The organism is Pseudomonas sp. JV241A (genome assembly GCF_900275665.1).
GTDB lineage: Bacteria > Pseudomonadota > Gammaproteobacteria > Pseudomonadales > Pseudomonadaceae > Aquipseudomonas > Aquipseudomonas wadenswilerensis.
In genome coordinates, this window is record NZ_OPYO01000010.1 from 138017 (window position 1) to 153499 (window position 15483).

Annotated in this window: 17 protein-coding genes; 5 read left to right on the forward strand and 12 right to left on the reverse strand. The window is 62.6% G+C overall.

Features of this window, described 5'->3' with window-relative positions:
* Window positions 1-133 precede the first annotated feature (133 nt).
* The gene (gene apbC, locus JV241A_RS05700) at window positions 134-1228 is read left to right on the forward strand and encodes an iron-sulfur cluster carrier protein ApbC (RefSeq protein ID WP_134061542.1); all 1095 of its coding nucleotides are present in this window, start codon (window positions 134-136) and stop codon (window positions 1226-1228) included.
* Window positions 1229-1390: 162 nt separating this feature from the next.
* Here apbC and JV241A_RS05705 read toward each other — a convergent pair whose 3' ends face one another.
* Entirely contained in the window at window positions 1391-1600 is a 210-nt protein-coding gene (locus JV241A_RS05705; protein WP_010221054.1) for a cold-shock protein, read from the reverse strand.
* A gap of 352 nt (window positions 1601-1952) precedes the next feature.
* On the opposite strand from JV241A_RS05705, the gene dcd reads away from it, so the two are divergent.
* Window positions 1953-2519 (forward strand): dCTP deaminase, encoded by a 567-nt coding sequence (gene dcd / locus JV241A_RS05710; protein WP_115085637.1) that lies wholly within the window; start codon window positions 1953-1955, stop codon window positions 2517-2519.
* 99 nt (window positions 2520-2618) lie between these two features.
* The gene (locus JV241A_RS05715; RefSeq protein WP_134061543.1) at window positions 2619-2852 is read left to right on the forward strand and encodes a hypothetical protein; all 234 of its coding nucleotides are present in this window, start codon (window positions 2619-2621) and stop codon (window positions 2850-2852) included.
* 3 nt (window positions 2853-2855) lie between these two features.
* Here JV241A_RS05715 and JV241A_RS05720 read toward each other — a convergent pair whose 3' ends face one another.
* From JV241A_RS05720 to JV241A_RS05770, 11 genes are all read right to left on the reverse strand, one after another.
* Complete coding sequence (locus JV241A_RS05720; RefSeq protein WP_134061544.1) at window positions 2856-3620, reverse strand: ATP-binding cassette domain-containing protein; 765 nt, start codon at window positions 3618-3620, stop codon at window positions 2856-2858.
* A gap of 22 nt (window positions 3621-3642) precedes the next feature.
* Complete coding sequence (locus JV241A_RS05725; RefSeq protein ID WP_115085640.1) at window positions 3643-4758, reverse strand: succinylglutamate desuccinylase/aspartoacylase family protein; 1116 nt, start codon at window positions 4756-4758, stop codon at window positions 3643-3645.
* Window positions 4759-4765: 7 nt separating this feature from the next.
* Complete coding sequence (locus JV241A_RS05730) at window positions 4766-5476, reverse strand: ABC transporter permease (protein ID WP_115085641.1); 711 nt, start codon at window positions 5474-5476, stop codon at window positions 4766-4768.
* Window positions 5473-6201, reverse strand: a complete 729-nt coding sequence (locus tag JV241A_RS05735) for an ABC transporter permease (RefSeq protein WP_115085642.1) — start codon at window positions 6199-6201, stop codon at window positions 5473-5475. Before JV241A_RS05735 ends, JV241A_RS05730 begins: the two co-directional genes overlap by 4 nt.
* Window positions 6202-6264: 63 nt before the next feature.
* Window positions 6265-7047: a transporter substrate-binding domain-containing protein gene (locus tag JV241A_RS05740; RefSeq protein WP_115085643.1), complete on the reverse strand. Its 783-nt coding sequence runs from the start codon at window positions 7045-7047 to the stop codon at window positions 6265-6267.
* A 165-nt stretch (window positions 7048-7212) separates the two neighbouring features.
* Complete coding sequence (locus JV241A_RS05745; protein WP_115085644.1) at window positions 7213-9252, reverse strand: c-type cytochrome; 2040 nt, start codon at window positions 9250-9252, stop codon at window positions 7213-7215.
* A gap of 194 nt (window positions 9253-9446) precedes the next feature.
* Complete coding sequence (locus JV241A_RS05750; protein ID WP_134061545.1) at window positions 9447-11888, reverse strand: penicillin acylase family protein; 2442 nt, start codon at window positions 11886-11888, stop codon at window positions 9447-9449.
* 179 nt (window positions 11889-12067) lie between these two features.
* Window positions 12068-12268, reverse strand: coding sequence for an SEC-C metal-binding domain-containing protein (locus JV241A_RS05755; protein ID WP_010221064.1), 201 nt, complete (start codon window positions 12266-12268; stop codon window positions 12068-12070).
* A gap of 6 nt (window positions 12269-12274) precedes the next feature.
* The gene (locus JV241A_RS05760) at window positions 12275-12745 is read right to left on the reverse strand and encodes an LEA type 2 family protein (protein WP_134061546.1); all 471 of its coding nucleotides are present in this window, start codon (window positions 12743-12745) and stop codon (window positions 12275-12277) included.
* Window positions 12746-12750: 5 nt separating this feature from the next.
* Window positions 12751-13227, reverse strand: coding sequence for a YchJ family protein (locus JV241A_RS05765; RefSeq protein WP_115085647.1), 477 nt, complete (start codon window positions 13225-13227; stop codon window positions 12751-12753).
* A gap of 4 nt (window positions 13228-13231) precedes the next feature.
* Window positions 13232-13726, reverse strand: coding sequence for a DUF6231 family protein (locus tag JV241A_RS05770; protein WP_134061547.1), 495 nt, complete (start codon window positions 13724-13726; stop codon window positions 13232-13234).
* A gap of 160 nt (window positions 13727-13886) precedes the next feature.
* Here JV241A_RS05770 and JV241A_RS05775 point away from each other — a divergent pair, with 160 nt between their 5' ends.
* Window positions 13887-14579, forward strand: coding sequence for an OmpA family protein (locus JV241A_RS05775; RefSeq protein ID WP_134061548.1), 693 nt, complete (start codon window positions 13887-13889; stop codon window positions 14577-14579).
* A gap of 90 nt (window positions 14580-14669) precedes the next feature.
* Window positions 14670-15389: an OmpA family protein gene (locus JV241A_RS05780; protein ID WP_115085650.1), complete on the forward strand. Its 720-nt coding sequence runs from the start codon at window positions 14670-14672 to the stop codon at window positions 15387-15389.
* Window positions 15390-15483 lie beyond the last annotated feature (94 nt).

Below are 15483 nucleotides of genomic sequence, written 5' to 3' on the forward strand. Positions count from 1 at the left end.
CTACTTGAGATGAAACGGTGATCGGCCACTATAAAACGCCGGGAAATATATTTCACCCCATGGACGTATCTGAGGATGTATGGCGGGTTAGCATAGTGGTCTGTTTTGCTCAGTCTTTATCACGGGAGTCTCCATGAGTGCCGTCACTCGCGCAGCCGTCGAAGCCGTTCTTCGCCAGTACACCGACCCTTACCTGAACCAGGACCCGGTCAGCGCCGACTGTGTCCAGGCCATCGATATCCAGGGCGATCGCGTCAGCGTGCAACTGCAACTGGGCTATGCCGCCGACCTGTTCAAGAACGGTTGGGCGCAAGTTCTGCAAACGGCCGTCGAAGGTATCGACGGGGTTGCCTCGGCGCGGGTCGAGATCAACTGCGTCATCGCCGCGCACAAGGCCCAGGCGCAGATTCCGGGCCTGGCCAACGTCAAGAACATCATCGCCGTAGCCTCGGGCAAGGGCGGTGTCGGCAAGTCGACCACCGCCGCCAACCTGGCCCTGGCCCTGGCCCGTGAAGGTGCGCGGGTGGGGATTCTCGATGCCGACATCTATGGCCCGAGCCAGGGCGTGATGTTCGGTATCGCCGAAGGTACACGGCCGCAGATCCGCGAGCAGAAGTGGTTCGTGCCGCTCAAGGCCCATGGTGTCGAGGTCATGTCCATGGCGTTTCTGACCGACGACAACACGCCGATGGTCTGGCGCGGGCCGATGGTCTCCGGGGCACTGCTGCAGCTGGTAACCCAGACCGCCTGGGACGACCTCGACTACCTGGTGATCGACATGCCGCCGGGCACTGGCGACATCCAGCTGACCCTGGCGCAGAAAGTCCCGGTGGCCGGTTCGGTCATCGTCACCACGCCGCAGGACCTGGCGTTGCTCGATGCCAAGAAGGGCGTGGAGATGTTCCGCAAGGTCAACATTCCGGTGCTGGGTGTGGTCGAGAACATGGCCGTGCACATCTGCTCGAACTGCGGCCATGCCGAGCATCTGTTCGGCGAAGGCGGTGGCGAGAAGCTGGCGGCCCAGTACGGTGTCGAGCTGTTGGCATCGTTGCCTTTGTCGATGCTGATCCGTGAGCAGGCCGACAGCGGCAAGCCGACGGCGATTGCCGAGCCGGAAAGCCAGATTGCCATGGTTTACCAGGAGCTGGCCCGCCAGGTGGGGGCGCGGATCGTGTTGCAGGAAGCGGCGGCACCGGCGATGCCGAATATCACTATCAGCGAAGATTGAGGTGATGCTATCGCTGGCAAGCCAGCTCCCACAGGTTCTGCATGCACTGGACCTTGTGGGAGCTGGCTTGCCAGCGATGGGCCACCAGGCAGCCTAAAATCAGGGCATAAAAAAAGCCCCACCTGTTAAGGGCGGGGCTTTCTTCAAGCTGTAAAGCGGAAGTTAGATAACTTCTACTTCTTCAGCCTGCATGCCTTTCTGACCGCGGGTAGCGATGAAAGAGACCGCTTGGCCTTCTTTCAGGCTCTTGAAGCCGTCAGCCTTGATGGCTTTGAAGTGTACGAACAGGTCGTCACCGGATTGTGGGGTGATGAAGCCGAAGCCTTTTTCATCGTTGAACCACTTAACGGTACCGGTTTGGCGATTGGACATGGTCTGTCTCCTTGGACAAAGTTAACTACGACTCAGGAAACGCCCTGGCCGAGACTGAGTGCAAAGAGGCAGAAAATTCATGAAGATGGGTTGATCGAAATCTTGCATCAGGTAGATATTCTCAGTGACACGTGCAGCACAGTGGCGTCACCTTAACCCTTTTTCCAGAACGTGCCAATGGTCTTGTGATGCTTTCTCATAATTCATGACTGACGGTGCCTGGGGCCCCCGTGCAGGCCCCGTCATACGTGGATCCGACGGTTGATGCAGCATGGAACTTTGAACCCGGCGCCGGGCCCGGTAAGATGCCGCACAGAATTTTTTCACCACGCAATTTCAGGACACCCCCGCCATGAGCATCAAATCGGACAAGTGGATTCGCCGCATGGCGCAGGAGCACGGCATGATCGAGCCGTTCGTCGAGCGCCAGATGCGCGGTGAGAGCGATAATCGGCTGATCTCCTTCGGCGTCTCCAGCTACGGCTACGACGTGCGCTGCGCCGACGAGTTCAAGGTGTTCACCAACATCAACTCGGCGACCGTCGATCCGAAGAATTTCGACGCCGGCAGCTTCGTCGACGTCAAGAGCGACGTCTGCATCATCCCGCCGAACTCGTTCGCCCTGGCCCGTACCGTCGAATACTTCCGTATCCCGCGTAACGTGCTGACCATCTGCCTGGGCAAGAGCACCTATGCCCGTTGCGGCATCATCGTCAACGTCACCCCGCTCGAGCCTGAGTGGGAAGGTCACGTGACCCTGGAGTTCTCCAACACCACCACACTGCCGGCAAAGATCTACGCCAACGAAGGCGTGGCGCAGATGCTCTTCCTCGAATCCGATGAAGAATGCGAAGTGTCCTATAAGGACCGTGGCGGCAAGTACCAGGGCCAGCGCGGCGTCACCCTGCCACGCACCTGAGGCGACAAAACGAGGGAATTCCTCGCCGCCGGCAGACTCCAAAGAGTTGAACCGTTCCGTCCGGCACCACGCCAGGCGGACGTCAACCAGGAGCAGCCCATGAAACTCGACCCGACCATCAGTGCCAAGCTGGCCGTGCTGCAACCCAACAGCGTTGGGGTGTTGGCCTGGTCGTTGCTGGCTCATCCGCACCCGCACATCGTGCAGGCAGGTGGCGTGCCCGGTCAGCCTGATCCAGACACTCCGGACTCGCCGCAACCAGGCGATAATCCGCCGATGGAACCCGGTGAGCCGACCTTGCCGGACGAGCCACCGCCGGCACCCGTCGCCTGAGCCCTACTTGAGGTTGCCGCTCAAGAACTGACGCAGGCGTTCGCTCTTCGGATTGCCCAGCACCTCTTCCGGCGGCCCTTGTTCCTCCACCAGGCCCTGGTGGAGGAACATCACCTGGCTCGCCACTTTGCGAGCGAAGGCCATTTCGTGGGTAACCATGATCATGGTCCGGCCTTCTTCGGCCAGCCCCTGAATCACCCGCAGCACTTCGCCGACCAGCTCCGGGTCGAGGGCCGAGGTCGGCTCATCGAACAGCATGACTTCAGGTTCCATCGCCAGTGCCCGGGCGATCGCCACCCGTTGTTGCTGGCCGCCGGAGAGGAATGCCGGGTACTGATCCGCCACCCGTGGCGCCAGGCCGACCTTGTCCAGGTAGCGCCGGGCGCGTTCTTCGGCTTCGTGCTTGCTCACCCCCAACACCCGCCGCGGCGCCATGGCAATGTTGTCCAGCACGCTCAGGTGGCTCCACAGGTTGAAGTGCTGGAACACCATGGCCAGGCGTGTGCGCAGGCGCTGCAGTTCGTCCGGGTCGGTGACATGCAGGCCATGATGGTCCTGGGTCATGTGCACCGGCTTGCCGTCGAGGGTCATGCTGCCTTCGTTGGGTTGCTCGAGGAAGTTGATGCAACGCAGGAAGGTACTCTTGCCCGAGCCGCTGGCGCCGATCAGGCAGATCACGTCGCCGGTCTTCGCTATGAGCGAAACGCCCTTGAGCACATGGTGCTCGCCGTAGCGTTTGTGCAGGTCTTCGATGGTCAGTTTGTACATGCGCAGGCTCTAAAGGTGAGATTCAAGGCGACAACAGGTAGCCGCTGCGGTAGGCCTGGTTACCGGCCACGTGAGCGATGACCATGCCGGCGGTGGCCATGCGCCGCAGCGAGCGGGCATAGAGCAGGCCGGGCTGGGTGTTGCGCACCGGGGTTACCCGGTCGGTCAACGGGTCGATGACTTCGGCGATCAGTTCATTGGCCTGCAGGTACTGGCCCGGTTTGACGTGGAATACCAGCAAGCCGCCCAGCGCAGTTGCCACCGGCTCCACACCGGCCAACGGCGTTGCCGGGTAGCTCAGGGCGGGCAGGGCGGCCGGTTCGCCGTCGATGGCGCCGTAACGGGTCAGGTAATCGAGGATTGCCGCACAGTCCTGTTCGGCCAGCGGATGGCTGACATCGCCCTGGCCACGCAACTCGACGGTCACCGAGAAGCTGCCCTGGGGGATCGGGAACTGCTTGCCGAAGCGCTGCTGCAATTGCCACCAGACCAGGGTGAAGCACTCATCGAAGGACTGGCCACCCGAATCGGTGGCCAGCAGGCTGGCCTGGGCCCCGAGGTAGCGTGACAGCGGCTCGACCTGGGGCCAGGCTTCCGGGGTGGTGTACAGGTGCGCTACGGCTTCGAAGTCGCAGTGCAGGTCGAGCACCATCTCGGCATCGCAGGCCAGGCGCTGCAGGGTCAGACGCTGGGATTGCAGGGGGGTGTGGGCGGCATGGGCATCCAGGGCGCGGCGCAGGCTTTCGCGGATCAGGGCGATGTTGTGCTGCGGGTCCTGGTTCAGGTGATCGGCGATCTGGTCGCCGATCTGGTCGCTCAGGTCGACGAAGTGGCGGTTGAAGTTCTCGCCGCTTTGCAGTTCGTAACGGCCCAGCGGCACATCCATCAGCACCTGCTCCAGGCCCACCGGATTGGCGATCGGCACCAGCACGATCTCGCGGCGCAACCGGCCCTGGGCCTCCAGTTCACCCAGGCGTTGCTTGAGGTGCCAGGCCACCAGCATGCCGGGCAGTTCGTCGGCATGCAGCGAAGCCTGGATGTAGATTTTGCCGGCGTCACGCGGGCCGAAGTGGAAGCTGTGGATCTGGCGGGCAATGCCGGGCACCGGTGCCAGAATGTCGTGAGTCGAGTGATGCATATCAGTCCTAGTGAGTCGGTCCTAGAAAAGCCAGCCAGCGACGTTCGGCGAGGCGGAACAGCCCTACCAGGGCAAAAGTCACGCACAGGTAGATCACGGCGGCAATGCCAAACGACTGGAATGTCAGAAACGTGGCCGAGTTGGCGTCGCGGGCGACCTTGAGGATGTCCGGCACGGTGGCGGTGAAGGCCACCGTGGTGGAATGCAGCATCAGGATCACCTCGTTGCTGTAGTACGGCAGCGAACGGCGCAGCGCCGACGGCATGATGATATAAGCATAAAGTTTCCAGCCGCGCAGGCCGTAGGCCTTGGCGGCCTCGACTTCACCGTGGTTCATGCTGCGGATCGCCCCGGCGAAAATCTCCGTGGTGTAGGCGCAGGTGTTGAGGGCGAAGGCGAGGATGGTGCAATTCATCGCATCGCGAAAAAAGCTGTCGAGCATTGGCTGGGCGCGTACCGCTTCCAGGCTGTAGATCCCGGTGTAGCAGATCAGCAACTGGATATACAACGGCGTGCCGCGGAACAGGTAGGTGTAGAACTGCACCGGCCAGCGAATCCAGAAGCGCGGCGAAACCCTCGCAATCGACAGCGGGATCGAGACCACGAAGCCGATGGCCAGCGACGCGGTCAGCAGCCACATGGTCATGGCCAGGCCGGTGATGTGGGTGCCGTCGGTGTAGAGGAAGTCGCGCCAGTATTCCTGCAGGAGTTCGATCATCGGATGGCCTCCCGGGTACCGACGTTATAGCGCCGTTCCAGCCAGCGCAGGCCCACGTTCGAGGCACTGGTGATCAACAGGTAGATGAAGGCCGCGACCACCAGGAAGTAGAACAGCTGGTAGCTGCTTTTGCCGGCATCCTGGGCGGCCTTGACCAGGTCGGCCAGGCCGATGATCGACACCAGGGCGGTGGCCTTGAGCATCACCATCCAGTTGTTGCCGATGCCCGGCAGGGCGAAGCGCATCATTTGCGGGAAGACCACGAAGCGAAAGCGTTGCAGGCGCTTGAGGCCGTAGGCGGTTGCTGCTTCGACCTGGCCACGGGGCACGGCGAGGATGGCGCCGCGGAAGGTTTCGGTGAAATAGGCGCCGTAGATGAAACCGAGGGTGATGACCCCGGCGGCAAACGGGTCGATTTCGATGTATTCCCATTCCATGGTATCGGTCAGGGTCGTCAGCCAGGTTTGCAGGCTGTAGAAAATCAGCAGCATCAGTACCAGGTCCGGCACCCCGCGAATCAGCGTGGTGTAGGCCTGGGCGATCAGGCGCAGCGGGCGCACCGGCGAGAGCTTGGCGCTGGCGCCGAGCAGGCCCAGGCCAACGCTGACCAGCAGCGACATGATGGATAATTTGATGGTCATCCAGGTGCCCTGCAGCAGCAAGGGGCCAAAGCCCTTCAAGCTGAATGCCGAGAGCCCCAGGAACTGCAGCAGGTCTTCGAACATGAAACGAACCTATGCCAGTAGACACGATCATGGGGGAACCGGCGTTACCGGTTCCCCCAATGGTTATTTGCCGCTGTAGAGGTTCAGGTCACCGAAGTGTTTTTTCTGGATCGTGGCGTAGGTGCCATCGTCGTGTAACGCTTTGATACCTTTATCCAGGAGCGCCTTGAGCTCAGTGTTACCTTTTTTGATACCGATGGCGGTCTTGGACGGCAGCAATTCGCTTTCGACCGGCTGGCTGACTTCGTAGTCGACGCCTTTTGGCGATTTGAGGAAGCCCAGTTCAGCCTGGAGCATGTCCTGGATCGAGGCATCCAGGCGTCCGGAGGTCAGGTCGGCGTAGACCTGGTCCTGGTTCTGGTAGGCCTGGGTCTTGACTCCGGCTTTATCCAGCACTGCCTTGGCATAGGCTTCCTGGATGGTGCCTTGCTCATAGCCGACGGTCTTGCCTTTGAGCGAGGCCGGGTCGGCAGTCAGGCCCGAGCCTTTCTTGAATACCAGGGCGGTGGGGCCGGAGAACAGTTCATTGGAGAAGTCGATGACTTTCTCGCGCGCCGGGGTAACGGTCATCGACGAGATCACACCATCGAACTTATTGGCCTTGAGCCCCGGAATCATGCCGTCGAAGTCGCTTTCCACCCACTTGCACTTGACCTTGAGCTCAGCGCAGATGGCATTGCCCAGGTCGATATCGAAGCCCACCAGAGTACCGTCGGCGGCTTTCGATTCGAACGGTGCATAAGACGGATCGACGCCAAAGCGCAGCTCCTTGTATTCCTTGGCCAGGGTATTCCCCGCAGCCAGACACAACGCGAGTGCGGAAAGCGTCAGCCATGCTTTTTTCATTGTGTGTCCTTGGATTCGCAAAGTGTTGGGGTGGCACAAAGCCGTTACCGGTCGATGCCAGACAACACAGTGATAGCAAGTTTCACACCATATTCCAGGCCAGCGCCCACATTCTGTGGGAGCTGGCCTTGCCAGCGATGGACCGCAGCGCGGCCCTGAATAGCCTCAGTAGCGCGCATCCACCGGCTTGCCACCGTTAGGCCAATCCTTGACCTTGTCCGGGAAGTCCGGCCGTGGCTGCTGCGAGAACCAGGCTGCGACATCCACCGCTTCCTGATCACTCAAGCCACCCTGGCCCAGCGGGAACTTCTCGTGGAAGCCGATCGGCATGTTGCGTTTGACGAACGCTGCGGCGGTATAGGTGCGGGCCATACCGGCGCCGATGTTGAACGACTGATCGCCCCACAGCGGCGGGTACACCAGGCTGCCGTCTTCACGGGCCAGGCCCTCGCCATTGCTGCCATGGCACACCGCACATTGTTCGGCATACACCTGCTTGCCGTTGTCCAGGTCCGGCTTGATCGCGGTATCGATCTTGCCGACCCCGCGCCCGGCCACTTTGTCGCCCGGCTGGGTGTTCATTTTCATCCAGTCGAAATAGGCCACCATCGCCTGCATGTCCGCTGATTGCGGCGGCAGCGGCTTGCCGTTCATCGAACGACGGAAGCAGCCATTGATGCGCTCTTCAAGGGTGACTTCCTTGCCCGCCCGGGGTGCGTAGCTGGGGAAGAACGCCGAAACGCCGACAAACGGCGAGCCGTCGGCCACGGTACCGGCGTTGAGGTGGCAACTGGTGCAGTTCAGCGCGTTGCCAACGTTGTCCGGCAGCAACTCGCGGGTCTGCAAGTGCAGGCGCATGCCGCGGATCACCTGGTCGGCGTTGGCTGCGGCGAGCAGGTTGGCCAGGCGCGGGGTTTCAAACGCCGTTGAGTCGGTGGTCTGCGGGTTGAGCTGGCCACGCAGGGTTTTCACCTGTTTGGCGGTGATCGGCGAGCTGTCGTTGCCCCAGCGGCTACGCACGAAACTCAGGATTTCGGCGATTTCTTCATCGGCCAGGCGGGCGAAGCCCGGCATGGTGTAGATCCGCGAATGGGTGGCGGTTTGCGCGGTCTCCCAGCCGGTGAGGGTGATGTGCAGCAAGGAGGTCGGGTTGGCCGAGGCGATGCTCGGGTTGCCGGCCAACGGCGGGAACAGGCCCGGGACCCCACGCCCGTCCGGGCGGTGGCAATCGCTGCAGAACTGGGTGTAGCCCAGGCCGCCGCGGCTGCTGAACAGGTCATCCGGGGCGACGGCTGCGGCCAGCGGAATATCCGGCATCGGCAGGTCATCCTTGCCCGGCGGCAGCGATTTCAGGTAGCTGGCGATGGCCACCAGGTCGCCGTCGCTGAAGTGCTGGGTACTGTGATGAATGACGTCGGCCATGTTGCCCGACACCGTGGCAAAGCGGTTCTGCCCGGTCTTGAGCAATTGCACGGTGTCTTGCACCGTCCACAGGTTGCGCAGGCTCAGGGCCTGCCAATGCTCCACGGTTTCACCGGCGAGGAAGTGCTTGCCGCTGCGGCCGGCGTCGCTCATGGCCTTTTCCTGGAAGGCGATGCCGCGCGGGGTATGGCAGGCACCACAATGGCCCAGGCCCTGCACCAGGTAGGCACCCCGATTGAGCACTTCGTCCTTGGCGGGATCGGGCTCGAAGGGCTCGCTGTCGACGAAGGCGAAGTTCCACAGCGACAGGCCCCAGCGCATGTTGAACGGCCAGCTCATGTCCGCTTCCTGGTTGGACTGGCTGATCGGCGTCACGCCCTGCATCAGATAGGCGTACAGGGCGCGCATGTCCGCTTCGCTCATTTTCGCGTAGGACGGGTAGGGCATTGCCGGGTAGAGGTTGGTGCCGTCCGGAGTCACGCCTTCGCGCATGGCCTTGTCGAACTGCTCGAAGCTGTAGCGGCCGATGCCGGTGTCCGGGTCGGGGGTGATGTTGCTGGAGTAGATGGTACCCATCGGCGTTTTCAGTTGCAGGCCACCGGCCATTTCCGGTGCTTGCGGGGCGGTGTGGCAGGCAATGCAGTCGCCGAGCTGGGCGATGTATTTGCCTCGGGCAAGCAGTTCGCTGTCGGCCGCCGCTGCCGGGGACGGCTCGCTGGCGAGGACGGAGAACGAGAACACGGTCGTGGCCACCAGGGCCAGACGGGAGAAGGCAGATGCCATTGCATTATTCCTTTAGTCACCTGGCCTGAGGTGGTCCCCTGGGCGCAGGGCTGCAATCGTTTTTATGGTTCATCAGGCAGAGGCGGGTAACGAAACTTGCCTCAGTTTCGTTGTAAGGGATTTGCCGGCGGGGGCTGTTGATATGGATCAGCGCAGCCGGCATTGCACCTGCTGCGCATGCGGATTGCGCGGTTTTACCTGCCCGGCACCAGGGTCAGGCGCTTGTTGCCGTAGGCGCGGTCGAAGTTTTGTGGTTGCAGCGGCAGGCTCATGTAGCGGCCCTTGAACCAGGCATCCAGAGCATCGGCAAAGTGCGGGCTGGCCGGGTTGCCGGACTGGCCGCTGCTGCTTTGCAGTTGCAGCGGTTCAATCTGGCCGAAGTCCACCACCATGCGCAGTGACGGTGCCAATTGCGCGTTGAAGTCCTTGCCCCAGGCATAGGGCGCAAGGTTCAAGGTGCTGTGGTCGCCGCCCGTGGCCAGCGGGCCGCGACTGACCGCGTCACCCAGTCCATGGAAAGTCGGCGCCGGCCAGCGGTACTGGTGCAGCTTGCCCCATTGCCAGGCGCGCTGATTATTGCCCAGTTGCGCTTCGCCGGCAGTGATTGCTGCTGCCAGGCTGCGGGCGAGAATGGCCGGCTTGTCTTCTTTTTGCGCGGTTTTCTGATCGTCCCAGAACGGGCTGTCTTCGCGACCGAGCAAGTGGTCGGCCTGGGCCGAGTACGACAGCCGGGCGTTGCCGACGAAGGCCTGCCAGCTCGGGCTGGATTCAGGGCCGAGCTCGTCGAGGAAGGTCAGCTTGGCGCTTTCCTGCAGGAACAGTTGGTACAGGGCGGCATCTGCCGAAGTGGTACTCAGCCGACCATCGAAGGCCATCAAGCGGGTGTAGGCCTCGCGGGCCTTGGTCCGTTGCTCGGCAGGCAGGGCGTCGATCGCCTGTTTCAGCGGTTGGGCCATGCCGGGGGCTTGGAACATCTTTTTCAGCTTGTCGGCAAACAGCGTGGTCTGGTCGTTTTGCATCAGCATCAGGCTGCGGCTGTCGTGCTTGCCGTTGCCGGCCAGTTGCGCCAGGCGCTCGGCGCGCTCGGGGTAGTACCAGCTGTTGGACAGCTGCATACCATAGCCCTTGGGCACGCTGCGCTGGTTGGCATTGCCGATCCAGCCCTGGGGCGGGTCCTGGTCATAGGGGTGGAGCATCGGGTCGGCGTAACCGTCCCAGTCGTAGCGTCCGTCCCAGCCCGGCGACGGCAGCAGGCCCTGGCCTTCGCGGCGGTTGGGGAAGCGCCCGCTGACCTGCCAGCCGATATTGCTGGCGTCGGCAAACACGAAGTTCAGCGCCGCAGCGCCAATCTCGCGGGTGTTGTCGAAGGCGCGCTCGACATTCTGCGCCCGCGACAGGTTGAAGAAGGCGTCCAGGCTCTGGTCGCCCTTGAGCTCAGGCATGCGCAGGGCCAGGCCCAGGCTGGCATTCTGCGGTTGGCCGAGCAGGGTGCCGTGGCGGGTGTCGTACAGGGTTTCACGCAGCGGGCGCTGGCCCTTGATGAAGAAGGTCTCGTTGCGTGCCTGGGCCGGCAGCCATTTGCCGTCGGCCTGGTACATCAGGCGGCTGCCTTCCTTGCGCAGTTTTTCCAGGAACAGGTCCTGGTTGTCGGCCATCACCGCACTGGCGCTCCAGGCCAGCTTGCCGTTGTAGCCGGAGAGCACCAGCGGCAGGCCGGCAATCGACACGCCCGCGGCCTGGTACTTGGGCGAACGGATCTGCACCGGGCTCATGGCCCAGGCGCCGAGGTTGTCGCTGGCCATCAGGCTCTTGCCGCTGCGGCTGCGCTGCGGGGCAATCGCCCAGTTGCTGGAGCCGGCCGTGCCGAGCAGGTTGAGCGCGGCCAATTGTTCGCTGACCGCCGTCAGTGGCGCCAGGCCCGCCAGCTGGGTGTTCAGGTTCAGGCCTTTGAGCTTGTCGGTTTCGGCCAGGGCCAGGGGCTCGTCAGGGTAGCTTGGCAACAGCCAGGCCAGCTTGTCGGTGCCGACTTTTTGCGCCAGGCCCAGGGCGGCGAGTTCTTCCTGCAGGTTGACCGACTGGCTGAAGTTGTACAGGCAGAAGATCAGCGCCGAGTCCTCGGGCTTCCAGTATTCCGGGCGGTAGCCACTCTGCGCCAGTGGCGCCGGCAGCTTGTCGCGGTAGCGGAACATATAAGCGTTGACCCCGCGGGCATACACCTCGAAGAAACGCTTGAGGCGTGGCGAGGCATCGGCGTACAGCTGGTTGGCGCTGGCCTTGAGGTTGGCCGCGCGCATCAGGCGGTCGACTTCCAGCACATCGGCGCCGGCCATTTCCGCCAGGCGACCTTGAGCCAGCAGGCGCATGCCGACCATCTGGCCGATACGGTCACCGGCGTGGACGTAACCCAGGGCGAACAGTGCGTCGTGGAAGTTGCTCGATTCGATCAGCGGCATGCCCATGGCGTTGCGGCGTACCGAAACATTCTGCGCCAGGCCCTTGAGCGGCTGCACGCCGGTACTGGGCAGCACGCTGTCACGCTGGCCGGCCATCTGGCAGCCACCCAGGCTGAGCAGCCCGAGCAACGCAGCGGCTACGCCGAACCGGGGGGTAAAAGGGGGAAGGGCTGGCGCGGCCATGTTCAGGCTCCTGCAGGGCGTGGCGGTAAAAGGCGCTACGTTAGTGAGCGCGATCACGCCATGCAAGCGGGGCGCAGCCTTTATTTTCAGTAGCTGACGTGACGTCAAGCCTGAAAGGGTGGGGCTAGCGGTCGCGCCTGCGCAGGACACAAGCGGCGACCACTGCTATGGGGCCGCGATCAGGCCCCGTGGCACTTCTTGAACTTCTTGCTGCTGCCGCATGGGCACGGATCGTTGCGGCCAACGTCCTTCAGGGCGTTGCGCACCGGCTCCTGGTGGCCGTGGTTGCAGTGCGGGCCGTGTACATGGCCATGGTCATGGTCGTGGTGATCATGATCGTGGTTGCAGTCAGGGCCATGGACATGGGGTTGCTGGGTCATCTTGGGTTACTCCGGAATAAGATCGCCGGGAATTATCTCACCACTGCGCGACAAGTGCAGGTCGCGAGCGAAGAATAATCCGCTGCTGAGCTCACCTTCCAGGCGATAGCGCAATGGACCCTCGGCGCCCTTGAGCAGTTTTGCCAGGGGTTTGACCTGCTGCCAGAGGTTGGTGCGCACCGCAATCTTGAAGGTGCGCCGCGCGTGAGGGCCGACGCTGCGCCACAGGCTGGCTTCGCCTTCGGTCAGCGGCAGGTCGTTGATCAGCACCTTGTAGCCCAGGTAACGGATGAACAGACGGCTGTCATTGGGGTTGTCGACCTGCACATGGAGCACGAACTCCTGTTGCAGCAGGCGCATCTTCAGCGGTTCGACCTTGAGCAGATGGACCTGCGGGTCCTGATAGTCAGCGTCCAGCCAGCTGGCGCAACCCGCCAGTTGCAGTAGCAAAACGCCGATCAGCAACAGGCGGGCCATCAGGCTCAGCTACCCAGGTAACTGGAGCAGCACTTCTTGAATTTCTGTCCGCTGTTGCACGGGCAGGGATCGTTGCGCGTGGCCTTGAGGCCAACCGTGGGGTCGATGAAGTACCAGCAGCCCTGGTTCTGCACGAAAGCCGAGCGTTCGCGGTGGCAATGCTCGCCGTCGTTGTCGTGCCAGCGGGCGGTGAAGGTCACGAACGCATGTTCAGGCTTGCCACCGAACACCTCGGCGCTTTCCACCTCAAGGCCCAGCCAGGTGCTTTGCTGGCTCCAGGCCTTGATCGCCTCGCGATCGAGCCCTGCCTGCTGCACCGGCAGGGTGGTGGTCACCAGGTAGTCGACCAGCCCCAGCACGTAGGCGCTGTAGCGCGAACGCATCAGGGTCTGTGCGTCGGGGGCGGGAAGCCCTGCGTGATAATGCCCGCAACAGGTATCAAGCAGATCGCCGCTACCGCAGGGACAAACCGAGATACTCATTGCTTCACCACCAGTACTTGCCAAAATTTTCCGGGTTGGCCCAGAACTTGGCGTTGAGCCAGTCCGGGACCTGTTTGTATTCACGTAGATCATAGGTGAACAGGTTCAGAACCTGCGCATCCCGCTTGAATTTTTCGCTGGCCTGCAACGCCAGGGCAAAGAAGTCGGTCTCCTGCCAGCCGCAGGCGCTCAAGTCGGCCAGCACCGCCACGCGGCTGGTATTGAGGTTGCGGATGCCGCCGAGCAACTGCAGGCCATCGCGTTTGGGCAGGTGCTCCAGGCAATCGACCAGCAGCGCCAGGTCGAAGCGTTGCGCTGCCAGCTCCACAGGTAGCGGGCCGGGGCTGGCGACGTCGATGTGCACCTCGGGATGGGCCAGGGCGAAAGCCTCCAGGGCCGGAAATCGCTCACCTATCAATAGCAGGCGTTGCGGTACGTGGCGATCGAGCAGGGCGGCGAGGGCCTGTTGCGGAGTGCGTTGGGAAAAGCCGTCCATCATCGGGAATCCTCGGTCAGATGCGTCAAGATTAACGGTCTGGCGTCACTTGGCATAGTGCTGCGCCGTCGCATCATGGCCTATTGCTGGCGGATATCAATGAGGCGGTCTTTACTCCCAGAGCATCGGTTTTGCACCGATTCCCCCTAGGAGATGCATCAAAATGAGCATAGTACGCACAGCATTACCTCTGGTTCTGCTAACCAGCGTGTTGACTGGTTGTGCAGGTTTGCAAAAAACCGACTGGCCGAAGTGTGCTGCCGTCGGGGGCGTAGGCGGCGCAGCCTTGGGCGCCATCGAAAGTTCCAGCTGGGCAGGCTGGGGCGCGTTGCTGGGCGGTGGCCTGGCGGCGGGCTACTGCTGGGCCCATGGTGATGGCGACGAAGATGGCGATGGCGTGCCAGACAGCCGCGACAAGTGCCCGGGCACACCGCGTGGCGTGCAGGTCGATGCCAACGGCTGTCCACCAGAGCCGGTGGCCGTGGTTGAAGAAGTGGCCGTGGTCAAGGAAGAGGTCATTGTCATCCGTGATGTTCACTTCGAATTCGATTCGGCCAAGCTGACCGCGGCCGACAAGGAACGCCTCAATACCATTGCCACGCGCCTGAAAAACGAAGCGGCGAGCGCGCGCTTGAGCGTCACCGGCCATACCGACAGCAAAGGCTCCGATGCCTACAACCAGAAACTCTCGGAACGCCGCGCCCGTTCGGTCACCGAGTACCTGATCGAGAGCGGTGTGCCACGCGCCAGCTTTGTCTCGGTACAGGGCGCGGGTGAAACCCAGCCGGTGGCCGACAATGCCACTGCCGATGGCCGGGCGCAGAACCGTCGTACGGAAATTCGCATCGAGCGCTGAAGCGCCAGCGGCCTGCGGCTTGAGAAGTACCGCAGGCCGGTCTTTACTCCTGTGTGACCGGTAGAGGCCGGTGACACAGGAGCAATTCTCATGAGTGTTCTCTCCAAGGCCGCGCTGCCGGTCCTTATGGCCGCAAGCCTGCTCTCCGGTTGCGCGACCCACAGCGATGGCAGTGCCCCACTCAATCAAAGGACCTGGCCTATCTGCAGTCTGCTGGGCGGCCTGGTCGGTGGTGGCCTGGGCGCCATCGAAAGCTCCGCCTGGGCAGCCGGCGCCGGTGCCGCCGGTGCAATTGCCGGCGGCCTGATCTGTTATGCCCAGGACGGTGACAAAGATGAAGACGGCGTGTTCGACCGTCGCGACCGTTGCCCCGATACACCGGCCAACACTCCGGTCAGCCACACCGGTTGCCCGCTGCCGCAGTACCCGACCAGTCAGAAAGCGGCGGAACCTGCGGCTACTTCAGAAGTGATCACCCTCAACGATCAGGGCGCCGTGATGTTCGCCTACGACTCAGCGGAACTGACCAGCGCGGCCCATCAACAGCTGCAGGCGCTGACCGGCAAGCTCAATGGCGCCAACGTCGTCAGCGTCAAGGTCATCGGCCATACCGACAGTCAGGGTTCCGATGCCTACAACCAGGCACTCTCCGAGCGGCGTGCGAGTAGCGTTGCCGAGTATCTGATCAGTCAGGGCCTGGCGCCGTCGAAAGTCACCAGCCAGGGCCGTGGCGAAAGCCAGCCGATCGCCGACAACTCGACCGATGCCGGCCGCGCGCAGAACCGCAGGGTGGAGCTGCACCTTAATTGATCGAAGCGCTGGCACAAGGGCCGTGTCAGCCGTTACTGTTGCAGGCGATGCCAGCATACCTGGCATCGCCTGTGAAAAATAACAACAGGGGGCG

What these genes read in the sequence shown, in the direction of transcription:
- apbC (WP_134061542.1), top strand. Translation starts at nt 134, where the DNA reads ATGAGTGCCGTCACTCGCGCAGCCGTCGAAGCCGTTCTTCGCCAGTAC.
- JV241A_RS05705 (WP_010221054.1), bottom strand. Translation starts at nt 1,600, where the DNA reads ATGTCCAATCGCCAAACCGGTACCGTTAAGTGGTTCAACGATGAAAAA.
- dcd (WP_115085637.1), top strand. Translation starts at nt 1,953, where the DNA reads ATGAGCATCAAATCGGACAAGTGGATTCGCCGCATGGCGCAGGAGCAC.
- JV241A_RS05715 (WP_134061543.1), top strand. Translation starts at nt 2,619, where the DNA reads ATGAAACTCGACCCGACCATCAGTGCCAAGCTGGCCGTGCTGCAACCC.
- JV241A_RS05720 (WP_134061544.1), bottom strand. Translation starts at nt 3,620, where the DNA reads ATGTACAAACTGACCATCGAAGACCTGCACAAACGCTACGGCGAGCAC.
- JV241A_RS05725 (WP_115085640.1), bottom strand. Translation starts at nt 4,758, where the DNA reads ATGCATCACTCGACTCACGACATTCTGGCACCGGTGCCCGGCATTGCC.
- JV241A_RS05730 (WP_115085641.1), bottom strand. Translation starts at nt 5,476, where the DNA reads ATGATCGAACTCCTGCAGGAATACTGGCGCGACTTCCTCTACACCGAC.
- JV241A_RS05735 (WP_115085642.1), bottom strand. Translation starts at nt 6,201, where the DNA reads ATGTTCGAAGACCTGCTGCAGTTCCTGGGGCTCTCGGCATTCAGCTTG.
- JV241A_RS05740 (WP_115085643.1), bottom strand. Translation starts at nt 7,047, where the DNA reads ATGAAAAAAGCATGGCTGACGCTTTCCGCACTCGCGTTGTGTCTGGCT.
- JV241A_RS05745 (WP_115085644.1), bottom strand. Translation starts at nt 9,252, where the DNA reads ATGGCATCTGCCTTCTCCCGTCTGGCCCTGGTGGCCACGACCGTGTTC.
- JV241A_RS05750 (WP_134061545.1), bottom strand. Translation starts at nt 11,888, where the DNA reads ATGGCCGCGCCAGCCCTTCCCCCTTTTACCCCCCGGTTCGGCGTAGCC.
- JV241A_RS05755 (WP_010221064.1), bottom strand. Translation starts at nt 12,268, where the DNA reads ATGACCCAGCAACCCCATGTCCATGGCCCTGACTGCAACCACGATCAT.
- JV241A_RS05760 (WP_134061546.1), bottom strand. Translation starts at nt 12,745, where the DNA reads ATGGCCCGCCTGTTGCTGATCGGCGTTTTGCTACTGCAACTGGCGGGT.
- JV241A_RS05765 (WP_115085647.1), bottom strand. Translation starts at nt 13,227, where the DNA reads ATGAGTATCTCGGTTTGTCCCTGCGGTAGCGGCGATCTGCTTGATACC.
- JV241A_RS05770 (WP_134061547.1), bottom strand. Translation starts at nt 13,726, where the DNA reads ATGATGGACGGCTTTTCCCAACGCACTCCGCAACAGGCCCTCGCCGCC.
- JV241A_RS05775 (WP_134061548.1), top strand. Translation starts at nt 13,887, where the DNA reads ATGAGCATAGTACGCACAGCATTACCTCTGGTTCTGCTAACCAGCGTG.
- JV241A_RS05780 (WP_115085650.1), top strand. Translation starts at nt 14,670, where the DNA reads ATGAGTGTTCTCTCCAAGGCCGCGCTGCCGGTCCTTATGGCCGCAAGC.